Raw genomic sequence first — 17,295 nt, 5'->3', positions numbered from 1 at the left:
ACGCGTACTATTTTGAAAATTGAACTGGGCTGAACGGTTGAAAACAGAGTGACCCTGTGGGAACTTTTACATAGATTCTTTTTTTACAATGTACAGCAAAAATAATCATTACATAGTAGGAACATATAATTTGTCACAGGAGGATCTACATATGAACAAAATTTTGGGTTATATTTTTTTGGTTGTGCTTGCAGGTGTGTTTGTCATCACGGGGGTTAATAAAATTAGTGGAGCAGACATGATGATTCAGACATTCGAGAGTTTCTCTTATCCAACATGGACCATGTATCTGCTCGGCGCTGCCGAATTGCTTAGTGCAGTCGGGCTGCTGATTCCACGGACTCGTATCCTGGCTTCTGGCATACTGACATTCATTCTAATTGGAGCCGTGGGAAGTCATCTAATCTATGCACAATATGCTGCGGTTCCATTCCCGGCTGTGTTGTTGGTAGCTAACATTATTGTCCTGATTGTGGGCATGCGCAGATTGGAAGCGGAAGAAGAAGGCCAGATGGATGCGATTCAGGTATAAGTGAGAGATAAATAGAAGATTTGAAACGATATCATGAGATGGCCGCTGCAGATGAGCATAGGTCATCTTTTTTATGGTTGAATGGATTTTATATAAAAAAAGAAGAACCCACGAAAAACAACGGGTTCTCTTGCAGCGGGACTTCCTAAATTGGAAGGTCTTCTGACTATAAATGATCAAATGCCATTTTGATTATAGTAACTTTTTTAATTGAGAGACGCGTCCTTGGCTAATGCCAAGCTTTTCCGCAATTTGCTGTTGAGCCAAACCAGGATTCTGTTCAACAATTTCTTTCATCTGTTGCAGCATGCGTGCCGTCTTTGGCCGCAGGTCCGGGTATTCTTGGTTGTCAGCTGTGGTCCCTTCTTCCCTAGCGGGAGATGAGACAGGGGCGGATTTGGTAGCAGGACGCTCCACGGGTGCAGGAGCCTGTTTGTTCTGAGGTACGAACCAGTCGGGAGAGTCATCCGGGTGTTTTAATTGAATTGCACAAGTCCGGCAGATGAATTGTTCTTTGAAATACATTTCCGTGTCTACATCACCGCAAAAAATACATAATGTTGATTTGTACTTTCTTAAAATCAACTCTTTCCCTTCAATGAAAAACTCAAGCGGATCGCCGATATGGATTTCCATCGTATCCCGCATTTCTTTGGGAAGGACAATTCGTCCAAGACGGTCCAGAGATCTCTTCATTCCGGTTCTTTTCATCGCATCTCCCCCGCAATATTCACAATTAAAACCTGTCCTTATTGTAAGGAAGAAAGGGCTTTAATACAACAATAATATTTCAAAAAAGTGGGATAATTCCATCTATTATGGGAAAATAAGTTTGGAAAGGATAGGTGCAACGGCTAAAGTGAATAATGCAGCGAGCACCATGGAGATGCTAGAGATGGTACCTGTCAGGGAACTCAGTTCAAACGCCTTGGATGTCCCTGTGCCATGGGCACCGGTTCCAAACAGTGTGCCTCGTGCAATCTCCCCATCGATGCGCAGCATCTTGACGATAGAAGGTCCCATAATCACCCCGAGCAGGCCGGTCATAATAACAAAAACTGCGGTAATTGCCGGAATTCCCCCAATCGTTGCGGATACGTTCATCGCAATTGGAGTTGTAATGGAACGCGGGATCAAGCTATGGATCAGTCCTGAATCCAGTTGCAGCCATTTGGCAAGCAGGGCCGAAGACAGCACCGCAACCACCGAGCCTGTCATGACACTGAAGACAATCTCGGAAATATGTTTTTTGAGTACATGGAAAAAGGTGTAGAGCGGTACGGCAAAAGCCACGGTGGCCGGTTGAAGAAGCAGACTCAGCCATTTGCCACCACTACTATACGTGGTATAATCCGTTCCCGTTGCGAGCAATATGCCAACGACAAGAAGCGGCGTAATGAGCAACGGAGACAGATACACTTTCGGCAGATTACGATACATTCGTTTGGCTACCCCATAGATCCCAACGGTTAACAACAAGCAGAGAAATCCAATCATCCAGTGTGACGCTCCTTTCGTTTGGCAATTCGTGTAGCCACCAGGCCTGTGCAGGACATGACCAGGAAAGTACTAAGTAGTACGATGAATAAAATCTGCAGTCCGTCATGCTCCAGCATGGGCATATAGTTCATGATGCCAACGGCTGACGGGATGAAAAATAATAATAGCTCACCGAGCAGCCATGCAGCTCCAACTTCAATCCAGCGTAGCTTCACGACACGAGTCTGAAGCAGAATGAATAGCACAACCATACCGAGAATCGAACCCGGTACAGGAAGATGGATAGTACGGGCCAGCAGGTCCATAAGCAGTGAAAAAACCATTAAGAGCGCAACCTGTGAAATACCAAGGCCCCATTTTTTCACTTCAATCCCTCCTTATATAATCAACGTAATCATTTGAGTTATTATGAAAATGAATCATTTGATATCATAAATTTTACATGGCATTCTTTCATGAGTAAAATGCATATTAAGAATGTTTATTATTCCATTTGTCTATGAGAGGTGGGGATCAACCGATGGATATCCGCCATTTGCAATATTTTCTGGAAGTTGCCCGGCAGCAGAGCTTCACCAAAGCCGCCGAGGTTCTGTATATCACCCAGCCGACCATCAGCAAGACGGTCAAGAGTCTTGAAGAGGAATTGGGGATCACGCTACTGGACCGTTATGGCAAAAAGGTGGAACTAACTGATGCAGGCCATGTGTTTTTCCGGCAGGCGCTTGAGATCGAAAAATCATTCCGCAGTCTGTCATCCGAATTGGACGATCTGATGAACTTGAAGAAAGGGCATCTGCGGATTGGCTTGCCGCCGATGGTGGGGTCCAGCTTTTTCCCCATGATCATTGGTGAATTTCACAAAGCCTACCCGCAGGTGACCATTCAGCTATTTGAGGATGGTGCCAAAAAAGTGGAGGCGGATGTGATCAGTGGTGCTCTGGATATTGGCGTTGCAGTACTGCCAACCGTGGATGAGCTGTTGGATCATTTTGTGTTTGTCAAAGAGAAGCTAAACCTGCTCGTACATCCCTCACATCCACTTGCGGGGAAAGAAGCGGTTGCGCTGCATGAACTGGAAAACGACGCCTTTGTACTCTTTCGGGAGGATTTTGCGTTGCATGACCGGATTATTGTGGCTTGTCAGCATGCGGGATTCCAGCCCCGTGTGGTATATGAGAGCTCTCAGTGGGATCTGCTCAGCGCGATGGTTGCCGCCAATCTGGGTGTAGCCTTACTACCGGAAACGATCTGTCGTGAGGTGGATCACATGCGCGTGCGCATTATACCCGTGGTGGAACCGGTGATTCCATGGCAGCTCGGCATGATCTGGCGGAAGGACCGTTATCTGTCTTTTGCCACGAGAGAGTGGATTGGATTCACACAGTCGATGTTGGGTGAGTAAGGAAGCGATCGGGAGGTTGTTCTGTCATTGTATTGCCCAGTGTAAATACTCTTTTGTTGACCCCGGATCGTTGTTACAATGGAAGCATAATAATGGTGGAGGTGTACGAATATGAAACTACGGGTATCCGCTGTACAATACCAATTGCACACAATCAGCTCGTTTGAGCAGTTCGCCGCTCAGGCTGAGCATTACATACGGACAGCGAGTGAATACGGAACTGAATTTGTGCTGTTCCCGGAATTTTTCACAACGCAATTAATGTCCATTGGGGACAAACAAGGCAATGCATTGACCATTGAAGATCTGCCGAACTTTACGGAACAATATGAACAACTGTTCATGTCACTTGCTGCCAAGTACGGCATGCACGTCATCGGGGGAACCCACGTCATTCGCCGTGAAGGGAAGCTATATAATACAGCCCACATGTTCTACCCGGATGGTCGCATCGTGCGCCAAGACAAGATTCACATTACGCCAACCGAAGTACAGGAATGGAACATGGCTCCCGGAGATGGACTTGAGGTGTTCGACACCGATAAAGGCCGTATTGCCATGCTGACCTGTTACGACATTGAATTCCCGGAAATTGTGCGCATGGCCAAAGCCAAAGGTGCTGACGTGATCTTCTGTCCTTCCTGCACGGACGATCGTCACGGATTCTATCGTGTGCGTTATACGAGTCATGCCCGCGCGGTGGAGAATCAGGTATATGTGGTGTTAACCGGAACGGTGGGTAACTTGCCGACGGTTGACTTCATGCGTGCCAACTATGGACAAGCTGCAATCATTACGCCGAATGATATCCCATTCCCGCCACGTGGCATTCTGGCCGAGGGTGAGATTAACAACGATATGATTGTGACCGCCGATCTGGATCTGGACTTATTATATGAGGTGCGTGAACGTGGATCGGTAACGACCTGGCGTGACCGCCGAACTGATCTGTATACCGATTGGGAGTAGGCAACGCCATTTATAAACGAACAGGACATCGGAACATTTATCAGAATTCATTTGTCAGTGGAAAGGGGCGATCCGGCAACATGTATACGAAAGAAATGCTGATCACCGACCCGGAGCGGAATGGTAAAAGGGTAAAGGCAGTCGTCCGCAATTATATTGCAGCCGACTTTGAGGAACTCATTCGCATTCAGGCGGAGAGTTTCCCTCCTCCTTATCCGGAAGAGCTGCTCTGGAGTCACGAGCAGCTCAACAGTCATGTGCAGCATTACCCGGAAGGGGCCATCTGCATTGAATTGGATGGAGAATTGGCCGGATCGATGACTTCGCTGCGGATGCAGTGGGACCCTGCACATCCGGCGAGTCATACCTGGGCCGAAGTAACGGATGACGGCTATATTCGTAACCACCAGTCGGATGGCAACACGCTGTATATTGTTGATCTCTGTGTTCGTCCGAAGTACCGCAAGTGGGGACTGGCTCAGCTTATGATGCAGGCGATGTACCACCTGGTGATTGCACAGGGTATGGACCGGTTACTAGGTGCCGGTAGAATGCCGGGTTATCATCTGGTTGCAGACCAACTGTCTGCACAGGAATATCTGGACCAAGTATCCGCGGGAGAGAAGCGTGACCCGGTGATATCGTTCTTGCTTCGTTGTGGCCGCATGCCCGTAGGCGTAACCGCAGATTATCTGGACGATGAAGAGTCGTGTAATTATGCTGCCTTGATGGAGTGGCGGAATCCATTTCGATAAGATTTGCTTCCTTGAGCTTTCAAGCCGCAAAAATTATAGCGATCACCATTACAGATCAAACCCAATTTTGAACGAGTTATATACACGAATGATTAAAATATACATTCATATCAAGGAGGCATTTATCCATGGAATTCACGCGTATTACATCCATTAACGATCCATTGTTTGCCCAGATGCACAAGCTGATGCAGGAGATTTTCCCGAGGGAAGAAGTGCTGGACTTCCCGCTCTGGGCAGAACCATTGGAAGATCCGGGTATTCGGGTATTCGTGGCTGTGCATGAGGGACAAGTCGTTGGCGCGACAGAGTACCGTTATTACGAGGATTGGAATGTAGCCATGACGGACTTTACGATTATTGGGCGTGAAGGTCTGGGCATCGGCAGTTTCCTGGCGAATCACCGCAAGCGTGATCTGCAGAAGCTGGCTGCGGCAAACGGGAAAGAATTGTTCGGCATGTTTGCCGAAATCTATAACCCTTATCTGAGTCAGGATCACGAATTTGGCGGGATCAAGCCGATGGACCCGTATGTGCGTCGCGAAGTATTGTCCCATCTAGGGTACCAGCGTCTGGACTTCCCATATGTTCATCCATCTTGGCAAGGTGACGGTGAAGCAGTTGGCGGATTGGATCTGTGCTTCATGCCAGGTAATGAGTCGCTTGGTGAACTACCAGCAAGCCTGGTGGCTGATTTCCTGAATCGATATTATGCGGTGTTACCGAACAAACCGCAGGAATGGCTTGCCATGGTAGAGCAATTGACTGCTCGCAAGTCGGTTGCGTTACTGCCGTTGTAATCATATGAAAGACCCGAGCCTGGACTAACAGGGTTCGGGTCTTTTTGGTTTATTTTTCAGAACAAACGAGATACTCTTTTTATTTGCATGGGATATGTTACCATTAATATGGAAGATATATGTTTATTTTCATTTTTATTTAAGGAGGGGATTAGATGAGAAAAAGCAGAATCTTGTTCATATCGATGTTCGCTTTATTTTTAACAGCCTGCACTTCAAGTGACGATGCTTCACTACCAGATGTACAGCAGAGGGAACGCAAGGATGCCATAGATACCGAACAAGTTCAGAAGGAAAACGAACTGCTGAAGGAGCAGGTGCGGAACAACCAGAAGGAAAAAGATGAAAAAAACGCAAAAGAGCAGGAAGAAGTAGAAAGTTTAAGAGAAACGCTGAACATTACGTTTAAACTGATGGCGGCGATGCAATCTAAAGACTATGCATATCTTGAATCGGTGTCTTCTCCGAACATAGAAATATCGAAGCAGAACAATATCATTATTTCGAAACTGGATCAGGGGGGTTACGAAGTACCTTTTCTGCAAAACGTTAGCCTGAATAATCTGGAGTATCGGGGATTTAATCCGCTGGATTCAGATCGTGTCATTTTACATATGGCTACAGTATGGTCTGATGGAAACGGTGCATTGGATCTATATTTCATTCGTTCCGAGGAAGGCAACTGGCTCTTTGATGGTCTGCTTACGAATGGATAGGCCACTGTCTGCTTTTGCAAAAAAATAGCGACCGTTTTCTCTGTGATAAAGAGGAAGGTCGCCGCATGGATGAGTTCGAGTGAAAAGATTCAATTATTGTGTAGCCATTCGATCTGGTAGCTGGCTCAAATAACTATTGGACAAGTGTGCAAGGTCCAATGCTCGATCATACTGTTCCTTGGTTATAAACCGTGAAGAAGAAACTTCACTGTTATTGGATGTAACTATTGCTGGAGGTACATTGTCGGCCGAAATCTGAGGGTTCTCTTCTGAAGGAACATCCATCTGCTGTTGCCCGGCATCCTGTCTACCCGCATCAGCTAGGGAATAATGCGTTCCATCCCCGTATCCTTTCGCCGGAATGAAGAGAGAAGCATCGTTAAGCACGGACCCGGAAGGAAGGTAATATCGTTCGGGTAGAAGATTCCCACCTTCACGCAGCAAATCCTGTCCGAAGTGTAATTGGTCCTCCAATGATACGCCGGTGAGTCCTGCAATCGTTGGCAGAATGTCCACCTGACCTCCGATCTGTTCCAGTTGCACACTCGGGGTAACGCCCGGGGCCGAGATTATGAGCGGAATATTAATCATATCTGCTGATGTGTAGTCCCGACCATACAACTCTTTCATGACGACTTTGTCTTCCCGATCCAGTGAATAGATGGGGAGCCCCAGGTGATCCCCATACAGGACGAGCAGGCTATTTCCCCATAATCCCCGTTCCTTCAGTCCTGCAATCAACTGTCCAACCGCCTGATCTGCATAATGCTGCGCTATCAGATAATCACCGGGCAACGTATCTTTGTAACGCTCAGGCAGCGTCAGCTTCACCTTGTTTTCGGGCAAAGTGTACGGGTGGTGGGCTGACATGGAGATGATATGGGCATAGAAGGGATTGCCCGAAGACTGCATGGACTCCAGCTTATCCAGTGTTTTGGAATATAGTACTTCATCCGAGGCCGAGAAGGCGATAGAATCCTGTGTGCCGAAATAATCAATATCATAATACTGGTCGAATCCAAGTGCCTTGTATAACTGATCCCGATTCCAGAATCGAACATCATTTGTATGGAATGTGGCTGTCTGATATCCGTTCGCTGCCATTAACTTGGGTAGACTCGGCAGAGCTTTATCCGCATATACAGTCGTTGCTGCCCCGTTCGGTGGGGTGTAGAACGATGTATTCACAACAAATTCTGCATCTGATGTATTTCCTTGTCCGACTTGCTGATAAAAGTTTGGAAAATACAGGTTCTGTCTAGCCAATTCATTCAGGTTGGGCGTGATCTCCTGTCCATCCACCTCTAATCCAATCAGAAAGTTCTGAAAAGATTCCAACTGGAGCATGATCACGTTGCGTCCGCTGGCTGCACCCTGCTCCACAATCGCAGGAAGTTGAGTCGTTTGCTTCAGTTGGTGGATGGCAGCCTGATCAATGTGAGCAATGGGCACAAGTTCATCAGGTCGATCCAGGATGGTATATGCCTCGTAACCGAGGATGCCCATCTGTTCTGCTTGTGTAAGCTCACTCATGCTGGCCCGATTGGGATAAATGTTAAGCATGCACAGGATCATGGACAAGATCAGAATGACCGAAGCAACCCGTCTTCTGGCACGTCGTTCAAGCGGAATGCGATTCGGGCGTTCCGTACTCCCGAGTTTGATCCGACGACGAACGAGTATCCCCCCAGTGATCAGTACGTCTGCAAAAATAAACAAATAATAGGGATCAAGCAAAGAGAACATGCTGCTCTTGACCGAAGTCACCTGATTCACCTGTGCCAGCGCGTGATAGTTAACGATTACACCGTAATATTTGTAGTACATGATGGCTGCAAAGAAAATCCCTGAGAGCAGCAAATTCATGGCAAGGTATATCCACATTCGCCGCTTGGCAGCAAACCACTCAATTAGACAGAAGCCGATCCAGATGAGCGGCAATTCGGTCAGCAGAGGTTTCCAGATAGGGATGTCATCGAAGATAACGATCCAGGCCAGTGAGCTTTTGATCATCATGATGATGGTAAAGAATATAAAAGGTCCGCTTAGAAATCGGGTGAGTGAACTGCGTGACAAGGTACCGCCTTCCCTTCCGAAGTTTCATTTAACAAGTATTATCCTATCTCAGCATGGCTGTGTCAAAAATGAAAGCCTTCAACAATGGACGGCAAAAAACCTCTTCCACGCAGGAAGAGGTGTGTAAAGACATGGGTTACTGCGATAAAAGCCAGATGCGACCCATTCCGTTATTCTATCGTGTACGTTGTGACGTAAGAAGGTCTGGGGAACATGGTGGGCTTCTGTGCAGTCAGCCCTTCGCTTGTACTGCGGTTTCGGTGAGCGTGGCTATAGGCTTGGGATTCCTGCCATCCTTTGAAATGTTCTTCGGATTGCCAGAGTGTAAGTACAACATACGTATCATCCTTGAGAGGACGAAGCACACGAATACCGACAAAACCAGGCTCATCTTCTACCTTGCGGGCACGGTTCTTAAATCGTTCTTCAAAATCGTGACGACCATCCTCTGTAACAGGGATATTGTTCAGAACAGCGTAACCACCGCCAGTCCAGGAGCCTGCGGCATCGAAAGCTTCATATGCGGCTACTTTATCATCAGACTCGATATTCATCAGGCGTTCTGCGGATTCAATAGCCAGACGCACATGCTCTTCGCTTCGCAAAGTGAGATGCGGGTACGCAGCAAGTGCATCCGGAATCGGTGAAGGAACCAAATAGATATACATAGAAGCTGCCTCCTTATATAAATACATACAATCCATGTAAGTTAAACTATACGTTTACACGAGAACGCAGAGGACAGAAATAACCTGAAGAAGCGAAGCGTGCGCCTGAAGCTTTCTGTAAGAAAGCTACATCGGAAGCATAGGCTATCACTGGATTTTCCCATTAAACTTGGATCAAAAAAAATCTGGGGATAACAGTGCTCGGAAGGTTGTTCTGTCATCGGAGTGGCAAGTGTAACATCAACTAGTTCAACTTATATAACTCAAGATAGCATATGAAAATCAGCGAGTCCAATCAGCGGTTCAACTGGTTTGAGCACGTCTTTTCATGATAAAGTATAATCACTACAAACAGAACGGGTGATCGTATGACAACAACAATTCGGATATCGGTTAGACCTTTGGTGGAGTATGTGTACCGCAGTGGCAGCATACGTCCAGGGTTCCGGACCAATGCCTCGATGCAGGAGGGAACTCGAATTCATCAGAGGGTACAGAAGGAGTATACCGAAGAGGATTTAAAAGAGATTGTGCTCGAAACTGAGATCCAACATGGGGATCTGACCTATGTGGTGGAAGGGCGATGTGATGGCCTTATCCGGTTGGAGGGTCAATTGACGGTGGATGAGATCAAATCGACTGCGGGTAATCTGGATGATCTGGGAGAGGGTCTTCCAGTACACTGGGCGCAGGCCATGATGTATGCCTATATGTACGCCGTTCAGCATGATGAACCACGTATGCAAGTACAGCTGACGTATGTGCATTCGGTAAACCATGAAGAAAGGCGATTTCGCCGAATGGCAGAAAGGCAGGAACTGGAGCAGTTTGCGGCAGAAGTGATTGCCGGTTATGCGCCGTATGCAGAGATGATCGCTGCATATGAAGAAGAGCGTGATATCAGTGTGAAAGAGCTGCCGTTTCCTTTTCGCAAATACAGGGAGGGACAACGAAAGCTGGCAGGTGCCGTATACAAGACGATTCGTGAGGGTCAGGGATTGATGGCCAAAGCACCAACTGGCATCGGTAAAACCATGTCCGTGCTGTTCCCAACGGTCAAAGCAATTGGCGAAGGCGAAGCGAGCCGATTGTTCTATCTGACTGCGAGGACAACGACACGGGTGGCGGCAGAGGAAGCTTTTGCCCGGATGCAATCGGAAGGATTGAAGATGCATGTGATCAGTCTGACCGCGAAGGATAAGATTTGTTTTAAGGAAGAAGAAGCTTGTGATACGGGGCAATGCGGCATGTGTGAAGGATATTATGACCGTATTAACGGGGCCGTGCTGGACATGCTGGAACATGAGACGTTGATGACACGTCCGGTCATCGAGCAGTATGCTCGCAAACATCGGGTGTGTCCGTTTGAGTTTTCCCTGGATGCGGCATATGCAGCCGATGCGGTGATCTGCGATTATAACTATATTTTTGATCCGCGTATTTCTCTGAAAAGAATGTTGGAAGAACAGAAGCGCAAGACGGTGTTACTGGTGGATGAGGCTCATAATCTGGTCGATCGTGGCCGAACGATGTTTTCCGCGGAGCTGGAGAAGGCAGTGTTCCTGGATGTGAAAAGGGAGTTCGAGTCGCTGGGCAGCAGTGTGCCTGTTGCCAAAGCCATTGTTGACTACACCGGGGCCATTGATAAGTATCTGATTACCCTTCGGAAGAACGGTGGAGAAGAAGGAAAGATCATTCAACAGGAGGCACCGGAGGAACTGATTGAACGGTTGGAGCCTTTTGTCATGGTTGCGGAGCAATGTCTCGTTGAAGGTGGTTCGGGCAATGCCGAGACGGATCAGCTGCTGCTGGATGCTTACTTTACGGCACAGAATTTTCTGCGTATTGCCAAGCTGTATGATGAACGTTTCATCACGTATGCAGAGTGCGTTCGAAGTGAAGTGCGAGTGAAGTTATTCTGCCTCGATCCTTCGGTACTGCTTCGTCAGACAGCCAAAGGATTCCGCTCCCTCATTCATTTCTCGGCAACCTTGTCACCTCTTCGCTATTATCGGGATATGCTGGGTGCAGAGGAAGAAGATTATACATTGCAGATTCCCTCACCATTTCAGCGTGAACAGTTGGATGTGAGACTCATGCCCTTATCTGTGCGTTATAAAGACCGGGAGCAATCCCGGCGACCCATTGCGGAGATGCTGCAACAGCTGGTAAGCGAGTGGCCGAACAGCAATCTGATGGTGTTCTTCCCGTCTTACCCTTATATGCGCGAGATCTATGAAACCTATGCACAGCTTCCATGTGAAGCGGATACGGTCATACAGAAGCAGGGCATGAACGAGCTGGAACGGGAGCAGTTTCTGGATGGATTCCAACCCAACCCTGAACGAACACGATTGGTATTTGCCGTCATGGGTGGTGTATTCTCGGAGGGTGTCGATCTGCCGGGAGACCGCTTGAATGGCGTCGTGGTGGTAGGTGCGGGGCTGCCGCAGATTGGTCTGGAGAACAACGTATTACGTGATTATTATGATCGTACAGGACGCAACGGATTTAATTACGCTTATATTTTCCCAGGGATGAATAAGGTGCTGCAGGCGGGTGGACGGCTGATTCGAACGGAAGAAGACAAGGGCGTGTTGGTGCTGGTGGACGATCGTTTTATCCAAGAACCGTACCGTTCCCTGCTGCCCGAGGAGTGGCAGGACTATAAGCGAATCTGATATTGCATCTTCAGAGCAGTTCCAATGGAATCAGGCAAATGCGGAACCAAGGAGTTTAACATTTTTTTCAGATTTCTTTCCTTTACATGATTGAAGGGTAGGGTGAAAGGGTTATAACTTGGTTAGCAACGAACGAACAACGGCGATTACCCTATCCGTTCCGCGGTCCGCTTCGAAAGCAATCAAGGAGGTCGGTTATAATGAAGAGAAATCATACCATGATGCAGTTTTTTGAATGGCACCTGGCTGCAGACGGAGATCATTGGAAGCGACTGGCTGAAATGGCCCCGGAACTGAAAGCCAAAGGCATTGACTCGGTATGGGTACCACCCGTAACCAAGGCAGTGTCAGCAGAAGATACAGGTTATGGTGTATATGATCTGTACGATCTGGGCGAATTTGATCAAAAGGGTACCGTGCGGACCAAATATGGCACCAAGCAGGAACTGGTGGAGGCCATTGCCGAGTGTCAGAAGAACGGAATTGCCGTCTATGTGGATCTGGTCATGAATCACAAGGCCGGAGCAGATGAGACGGAAGTCTTTAAAGTGATCGAGGTTGACCCCAATGATCGGACGAAGGAAATTTCTGAGCCGTTCGAAATTGAGGGCTGGACCAAATTCACATTCCCGGGTCGCGGCGATCAATACTCCTCCTTTAAGTGGAGCTCTGAACATTTCAACGGTACAGACTTTGACGCCAAGGGAGAACGAACAGGTGTATTCCGCATCGCAGGTGAGAACAAGAACTGGAATCAGAATGTCGATGATGAGTTTGGTAACTACGATTATCTGATGTTCGCCAACATAGATTATAACCATCCGGATGTGCGGCGCGAGATGATCGATTGGGGGAAATGGTTGATCGACACCCTCCAGTGCGGCGGGTTCCGGCTGGATGCGATTAAGCATATCAACCACGAATTTATTAAGGAGTTCGCAGCAGAGATGATCCGCAAACGCGGTCAGGATTTCTACATCGTAGGTGAGTTCTGGAACTCGAACCTGGATGCATGTCGTGAATTCCTTGATACGGTAGACTATCAGATCGATCTGTTTGATGTGTCTCTTCACTACAAATTGCATGAGGCTTCTCTTGCAGGCAGAGACTTTGATCTCTCCAAAATTTTTGATGACACCTTGGTTCAGACCCATCCTACCCATGCGGTAACCTTCGTAGATAACCATGACTCCCAACCTCATGAGGCGTTGGAATCCTGGATTGGTGACTGGTTTAAGCCGAGCGCCTATGCATTGACGCTATTACGTCGCGATGGTTATCCGGTTGTATTTTACGGGGATTATTACGGTATTGGTGGACCTGAACCTGTGGATGGCAAAAAAGAAATTCTGGACATTCTGCTGTCTGCCCGCTGCAACAAGGCATATGGAGAACAGGAAGATTACTTCGATCACGCCAATACGATTGGTTGGGTTCGTCGTGGCGTAGAGGAAATCGAAGGTTCCGGATGTGCGGTGGTCATCTCCAATGGTGATGACGGCGAGAAGAGAATGTTCGTCGGAGAGCATCGTGCTGGTGAAGTCTGGGTGGATCTGACGAACAGTTGTGAGGATCAGATTACCATTGAGGAAGACGGCTGGGCCACCTTCCATGTGTGCGGTGGAGGTGTCTCGGTATGGGCCCTTCCAGAGCAGAATGAGGACTGCGCTGACGCTGAGTAACGGCATGTGGCAGACAGAATGGCATATATCAGGCAGAATAAGAAAGATGCACCGATGGATATAAAAATGGTGTATAAATAGATCGTTAACCACCTGAACAGGAGAGATAGACTCCTATGTTCAGGTGGTTTTTTTGCATTTTTCTATGTATGACTAAAACTCCAACTCAGCAGAACTCCTAACGAACTCAGCATGCCCTATTTACACCAAATTAGCCTTATTGAATTCCTAACGAATCTCAGTAACCTTATTACTCCCAAAAGTGATTTTAATAGCGCCAATTGGAGCAATATCAACAGATTAACGCGTCTGAGATTGGTTAGAATACTGAAACCTCGGATTTTGGACGCATTAAGGCTTCTCAGATTCGTTAGCTTAACTATGTTTTGAAGCCAAAAGCGGAGATCGATAGCAATATCATCCAGCGTTATGCAGATATGTATATCAAAATTTCTTATGGCCCAAATAATCAGCGAACGGAAGATTATTTTTATATCCATGCCGAGCCGTCTCCGAGAACGATTGAGTATATGAGGTATTGGGAGAGAGTAGATTAATAGAAAGGCAGCGCTAACTCGTTACGTATGAGGAAACTGAGTAGACGCTGCCGGTTTTAAAATAGTAAGGTTATTGCTTTTCAAAATATTGATTCATCGTATCCCACATTTGATTGAACTCACTTCGTTCCATTGAAAATGCTCCAGGCTTTTCAGGTTTATGATGAGAAGTTGGCTCAAAGTTTAAATATTCATGGTGTGTAGTGCACTCATAGTTTTTGCTGTTAACAAGGAATTCAACTTTATCCTTAAATGGTCTGTCCAGTAATTTAACCACCATGATGTCTCCATTACTGGTGCTTCTTGCAGGAGAATATATCAAAAAGTGATCTTGTTCAAATCGATATTCCATACCACTTACCTCCATTAGAATACAGAACGAATACAGCAAGATTACGGTACGAATCCATCAATTATCTAATTCTCTCCGTTTACCTACTCCAGTTCAAATGATTCCAGCGTACCAACCATCCGCAGATCATGATCCCGGTTGAATTGTTCCCGTTTGTTCGCATCCGCGTACTCGTCATGATAATGCATCAACACGGTTTTCTGTCTCACTTCAACTGGCAGTTGCTCCAGATCCTTCAATGAGGTATGAGATTTGATGACCAGATCATGCATATGACATTCATGGAAAATTAGCTGCACATCAGCGGCAACTTGCTCCACCCGTTCCTGGTCGAGTGTACTGTCTGCACTGTAATAGAAGTAAGGCTTGGCGAGCAGCCCATTGCTGACCATACCGGGAACATGCTGCGTCCGAAATGTCTCAAACGTCACACCGCCCAGTTCGAATGTGCCTCCATCTGGCAGGGGAACGACATCGTAGTAATCGCTTAAGGTACGTTCACCATCCGTTGTGTAGCTCATGCCGGGGGATAGAATGTTCCAGAGCGGATCTACCAATTGTTCATGGATGAACAGACGGGGTTTGCGGTCGCCCACAATCTGTGTGTAATAACCCAGCATCTGTACACCATTAATATGATCTTCGTGTAGATGCGTAATGAAAACATTGTGGATATCGGTCATGGCGAATCCATATTCCTTGAGTGCTTTGGCATTGGATTCCGGAAAATCAATGACCAGATGCGTGTCTTCAAATTCAGCCAACATACTATTGTGGTGCTGCTCCACGCTGAACATATCTCCTGTGCCGAGAAAAGTAATTTTCATTCAAATTCATCTCCTTGTGTGATCTTCAGATCAGCATCCCTGCGTTAAATCCAGTATACCTTGTTCGCGAATATATGCCTAAATCAACCTTTTTTGATAACGCTATCATTTTATATTGAACTTTGATGGCAAACAGTGTAGCGTAAAGATGGGAAGTGAACCCATATGAACGTAAACTCACCTAAAGGGAGCGTGCGAGGCGAATGAAATCTTTTCTGGATGAACAATTTTTGCTGCATAATGAAACGGCGGTCAAGTTATATGAGGATTATGCCAAAGACATGCCGATTATTGACTATCATTGCCACCTCAGTCCTCAGGAGATCTACGAGAACAAAACCTTTGGCAATCTTACGGAGGCCTGGTTATACGGTGATCACTATAAGTGGCGGCTCATGCGCGCAAACGGAATTGAAGAGCAATATGTGACTGGCGGCGAAGGTGTAACCGATTACGATCGTTTCCTGGCTTACGCCAAAACAGTACCCATGATGATTGGTAATCCGCTGTACGCCTGGTCTCACTTGGAATTACAGCGATATTTCGGCGTTTACGAAGTATTGAATGAGACTAGCGCACCAGCTATATGGGATAAAGTAAATGCCAAGCTGAACAGTGACGGATTCGGTGCACGTGATCTGATTACCAAATCCAATGTCACTGTTGTGTGCACAACCGATGATCCAACCGATTCGCTGGAGTATCATCTGAAGATTCAGGAGATCGAGGGCTTTGATACAGCGGTATTGCCTTCTTTCCGCCCGGATAAAGGACTGGAATTAAACCGGGATACATTCACTGAATGGGTGGGCAAGTTGTCACAAGCATCCGGCACTGCAATTTCAGATTATGAATCCTTCCTTGCTGCGCTGGAGTCCCGTGTGGAATTCTTCCATTCCGCAGGCGGCCGAGTCTCTGACCATGCACTGGATTATGTTCCTTACGGTGTGGCTACGCGAGAAGAAGCGGGTGAGATTTTTGCAAAGGCACTTGCAGGTCAGAAGGTAACTCGTGAGGAAGAGGACAAGTATAAGACGGTCACACTGACGTTTCTTGGCAAACTGTATGCAGAGCGGGGTTGGGTGATGCAGTTCCATATTAATGCAGCCCGTAATAATAACACGCGGATGTTTGCCAAACTTGGGCCGGATACCGGTTACGATGCCGTGAATGATACACCGCTATCATCAGCAATGATTGGATTGCTCGATGCGTTAGAGCAGCAGCAGGCGTTACCCAAAACGATTCTGTATTCCTTAAATCCAAGGGATAATGAAGTCCTTGCAGCGATCATTGGCAGCTTCCAAGGCGGGGGCATTCCTGGCAAAATCCAGCTTGGTGCAGCATGGTGGTTCAATGATACGAAGGACGGCATGCTCGCCCAGATGAAGGCGCTGGCGAATGTGGGTCTGCTCAGCCGATTTGTTGGTATGCTGACCGATTCACGCAGCTTCCTTTCCTACACCCGCCATGAGTATTTCCGTCGATTGGTCTGCAACCTTATCGGTGAATGGGCCGAACAAGGGGAGGCACCGCAGGATATGGAGCTGCTTGGTCAGATCGTACAGGGCATTGCCTACAACAATGCAAAAGAGTATTTCCCGTTTGCCTCCGTGCTTAAAACGGTCTCTGCTTCAAAGTCTTGATACGTAGCAAGCGCACTTAACCATGCAAGTTATGAAATCATAAGATTTTCTAGTTTCTTCTTTTCCATTACAATAAAAAATGCTCCCATTGCTTACTCCGGGTCATCATCCACTGGAGTATAGAAGGGA

16 protein-coding genes are annotated in these 17,295 nt (G+C 47.1%); 9 read left to right on the top strand and 7 right to left on the bottom strand.

Annotated features, from left to right (window positions below; genetic code table 11):
- Nucleotides 1-151 precede the first annotated feature (151 nt).
- Complete coding sequence (locus NKT06_RS29630) at nt 152-532, top strand: DoxX family protein (protein WP_253441642.1); 381 nt, start codon at nt 152-154, stop codon at nt 530-532.
- A 192-nt stretch (nt 533-724) separates the two neighbouring features.
- On the opposite strand, the gene NKT06_RS29625 is transcribed toward NKT06_RS29630, so the two are convergent.
- The 3 genes from NKT06_RS29625 to NKT06_RS29615 form a co-directional block, all read right to left on the bottom strand.
- Nucleotides 725-1,243 carry an AbrB/MazE/SpoVT family DNA-binding domain-containing protein gene (locus tag NKT06_RS29625; protein ID WP_253441641.1) on the bottom strand — a complete coding sequence of 173 codons (519 nt, stop codon included), beginning with the start codon at nt 1,241-1,243 and terminating at the stop codon, nt 725-727.
- A gap of 105 nt (nt 1,244-1,348) precedes the next feature.
- On the bottom strand, nt 1,349-2,029 hold the full coding sequence (locus NKT06_RS29620; protein WP_253441640.1) for an LrgB family protein: 681 nt from the start codon (nt 2,027-2,029) through the stop codon (nt 1,349-1,351).
- Nucleotides 2,026-2,397: a CidA/LrgA family protein gene (locus tag NKT06_RS29615; protein WP_253441637.1), complete on the bottom strand. Its 372-nt coding sequence runs from the start codon at nt 2,395-2,397 to the stop codon at nt 2,026-2,028. The genes NKT06_RS29620 and NKT06_RS29615 overlap by 4 nt, the downstream gene beginning before the upstream one ends.
- Nucleotides 2,398-2,552: 155 nt before the next feature.
- On the opposite strand from NKT06_RS29615, the gene cidR reads away from it, so the two are divergent.
- The 5 genes from cidR (at nt 2,553) to NKT06_RS29590 (ending at nt 6,677) form a co-directional block, all read left to right on the top strand.
- Nucleotides 2,553-3,437, top strand: coding sequence for a cidABC operon transcriptional activator CidR (gene cidR, locus NKT06_RS29610; RefSeq protein WP_074092657.1), 885 nt, complete (start codon nt 2,553-2,555; stop codon nt 3,435-3,437).
- Between the two features lie 111 nt (nt 3,438-3,548).
- Nucleotides 3,549-4,406: a carbon-nitrogen hydrolase family protein gene (locus NKT06_RS29605; RefSeq protein WP_253441635.1), complete on the top strand. Its 858-nt coding sequence runs from the start codon at nt 3,549-3,551 to the stop codon at nt 4,404-4,406.
- 80 nt (nt 4,407-4,486) lie between these two features.
- A complete protein-coding gene (locus tag NKT06_RS29600; RefSeq protein WP_253441633.1) occupies nt 4,487-5,161 on the top strand; it encodes a GNAT family N-acetyltransferase in 675 nt (224 codons plus the stop codon).
- Nucleotides 5,162-5,289: 128 nt separating this feature from the next.
- The gene (locus tag NKT06_RS29595; RefSeq protein ID WP_253441631.1) at nt 5,290-5,961 is read left to right on the top strand and encodes a GNAT family N-acetyltransferase; all 672 of its coding nucleotides are present in this window, start codon (nt 5,290-5,292) and stop codon (nt 5,959-5,961) included.
- Nucleotides 5,962-6,116: 155 nt separating this feature from the next.
- Complete coding sequence (locus NKT06_RS29590) at nt 6,117-6,677, top strand: hypothetical protein (protein ID WP_253441629.1); 561 nt, start codon at nt 6,117-6,119, stop codon at nt 6,675-6,677.
- A gap of 93 nt (nt 6,678-6,770) precedes the next feature.
- Here NKT06_RS29590 and NKT06_RS29585 read toward each other — a convergent pair whose 3' ends face one another.
- Together NKT06_RS29585 and NKT06_RS31805 are read right to left on the bottom strand one after the other, a co-directional pair.
- Entirely contained in the window at nt 6,771-8,753 is a 1,983-nt protein-coding gene (locus tag NKT06_RS29585; RefSeq protein ID WP_253441627.1) for an LTA synthase family protein, read from the bottom strand.
- Between the two features lie 170 nt (nt 8,754-8,923).
- Nucleotides 8,924-9,421, bottom strand: coding sequence for an antibiotic biosynthesis monooxygenase family protein (locus tag NKT06_RS31805; protein WP_301290215.1), 498 nt, complete (start codon nt 9,419-9,421; stop codon nt 8,924-8,926).
- 368 nt (nt 9,422-9,789) lie between these two features.
- Between NKT06_RS31805 and NKT06_RS29575 the strand changes: the two genes are divergently transcribed.
- Nucleotides 9,790-12,102, top strand: a complete 2,313-nt coding sequence (locus tag NKT06_RS29575; protein ID WP_253441625.1) for a helicase C-terminal domain-containing protein — start codon at nt 9,790-9,792, stop codon at nt 12,100-12,102.
- Between the two features lie 200 nt (nt 12,103-12,302).
- On the top strand, nt 12,303-13,784 hold the full coding sequence (locus tag NKT06_RS29570; RefSeq protein ID WP_253441623.1) for an alpha-amylase: 1,482 nt from the start codon (nt 12,303-12,305) through the stop codon (nt 13,782-13,784).
- 627 nt (nt 13,785-14,411) lie between these two features.
- Here NKT06_RS29570 and NKT06_RS29565 read toward each other — a convergent pair.
- Complete coding sequence (locus NKT06_RS29565) at nt 14,412-14,693, bottom strand: hypothetical protein (protein ID WP_253441621.1); 282 nt, start codon at nt 14,691-14,693, stop codon at nt 14,412-14,414.
- Nucleotides 14,694-14,776: 83 nt separating this feature from the next.
- Nucleotides 14,777-15,520 carry an MBL fold metallo-hydrolase gene (locus NKT06_RS29560; protein ID WP_253441619.1) on the bottom strand — a complete coding sequence of 248 codons (744 nt, stop codon included), beginning with the start codon at nt 15,518-15,520 and terminating at the stop codon, nt 14,777-14,779.
- A 203-nt stretch (nt 15,521-15,723) separates the two neighbouring features.
- Here NKT06_RS29560 and uxaC point away from each other — a divergent pair, with 203 nt between their 5' ends.
- Nucleotides 15,724-17,166, top strand: a complete 1,443-nt coding sequence (gene uxaC, locus NKT06_RS29555) for a glucuronate isomerase (RefSeq protein WP_253441617.1) — start codon at nt 15,724-15,726, stop codon at nt 17,164-17,166.
- The last annotated feature ends 129 nt before the right edge of the window (nt 17,167-17,295 follow it).

Origin of the sequence: Paenibacillus sp. 1781tsa1 (assembly GCF_024159265.1) — a bacterium.
Lineage (GTDB): Bacteria > Bacillota > Bacilli > Paenibacillales > Paenibacillaceae > Paenibacillus.
Note: the sequence above shows the minus strand (reverse complement) of the source record. Positions and strands in the feature narration are given on the sequence as shown.

Bases quoted from the DNA above. Each gene is read 5' to 3' on its own strand.
- NKT06_RS29595 (WP_253441631.1), top strand. From the start codon at position 5,290: ATGGAATTCACGCGTATTACATCCATTAACGATCCATTGTTTGCCCAG.
- NKT06_RS29590 (WP_253441629.1), top strand. From the start codon at position 6,117: ATGAGAAAAAGCAGAATCTTGTTCATATCGATGTTCGCTTTATTTTTA.
- NKT06_RS29630 (WP_253441642.1), top strand. From the start codon at position 152: ATGAACAAAATTTTGGGTTATATTTTTTTGGTTGTGCTTGCAGGTGTG.
- NKT06_RS29605 (WP_253441635.1), top strand. From the start codon at position 3,549: ATGAAACTACGGGTATCCGCTGTACAATACCAATTGCACACAATCAGC.
- NKT06_RS29570 (WP_253441623.1), top strand. From the start codon at position 12,303: ATGAAGAGAAATCATACCATGATGCAGTTTTTTGAATGGCACCTGGCT.
- NKT06_RS29565 (WP_253441621.1), bottom strand. From the start codon at position 14,693: ATGGAATATCGATTTGAACAAGATCACTTTTTGATATATTCTCCTGCA.
- NKT06_RS29600 (WP_253441633.1), top strand. From the start codon at position 4,487: ATGTATACGAAAGAAATGCTGATCACCGACCCGGAGCGGAATGGTAAA.
- NKT06_RS29560 (WP_253441619.1), bottom strand. From the start codon at position 15,520: ATGAAAATTACTTTTCTCGGCACAGGAGATATGTTCAGCGTGGAGCAG.
- NKT06_RS29620 (WP_253441640.1), bottom strand. From the start codon at position 2,029: ATGATTGGATTTCTCTGCTTGTTGTTAACCGTTGGGATCTATGGGGTA.
- NKT06_RS29575 (WP_253441625.1), top strand. From the start codon at position 9,790: ATGACAACAACAATTCGGATATCGGTTAGACCTTTGGTGGAGTATGTG.
- cidR (WP_074092657.1), top strand. From the start codon at position 2,553: ATGGATATCCGCCATTTGCAATATTTTCTGGAAGTTGCCCGGCAGCAG.
- NKT06_RS29625 (WP_253441641.1), bottom strand. From the start codon at position 1,243: ATGAAAAGAACCGGAATGAAGAGATCTCTGGACCGTCTTGGACGAATT.
- NKT06_RS31805 (WP_301290215.1), bottom strand. From the start codon at position 9,421: ATGTATATCTATTTGGTTCCTTCACCGATTCCGGATGCACTTGCTGCG.
- uxaC (WP_253441617.1), top strand. From the start codon at position 15,724: ATGAAATCTTTTCTGGATGAACAATTTTTGCTGCATAATGAAACGGCG.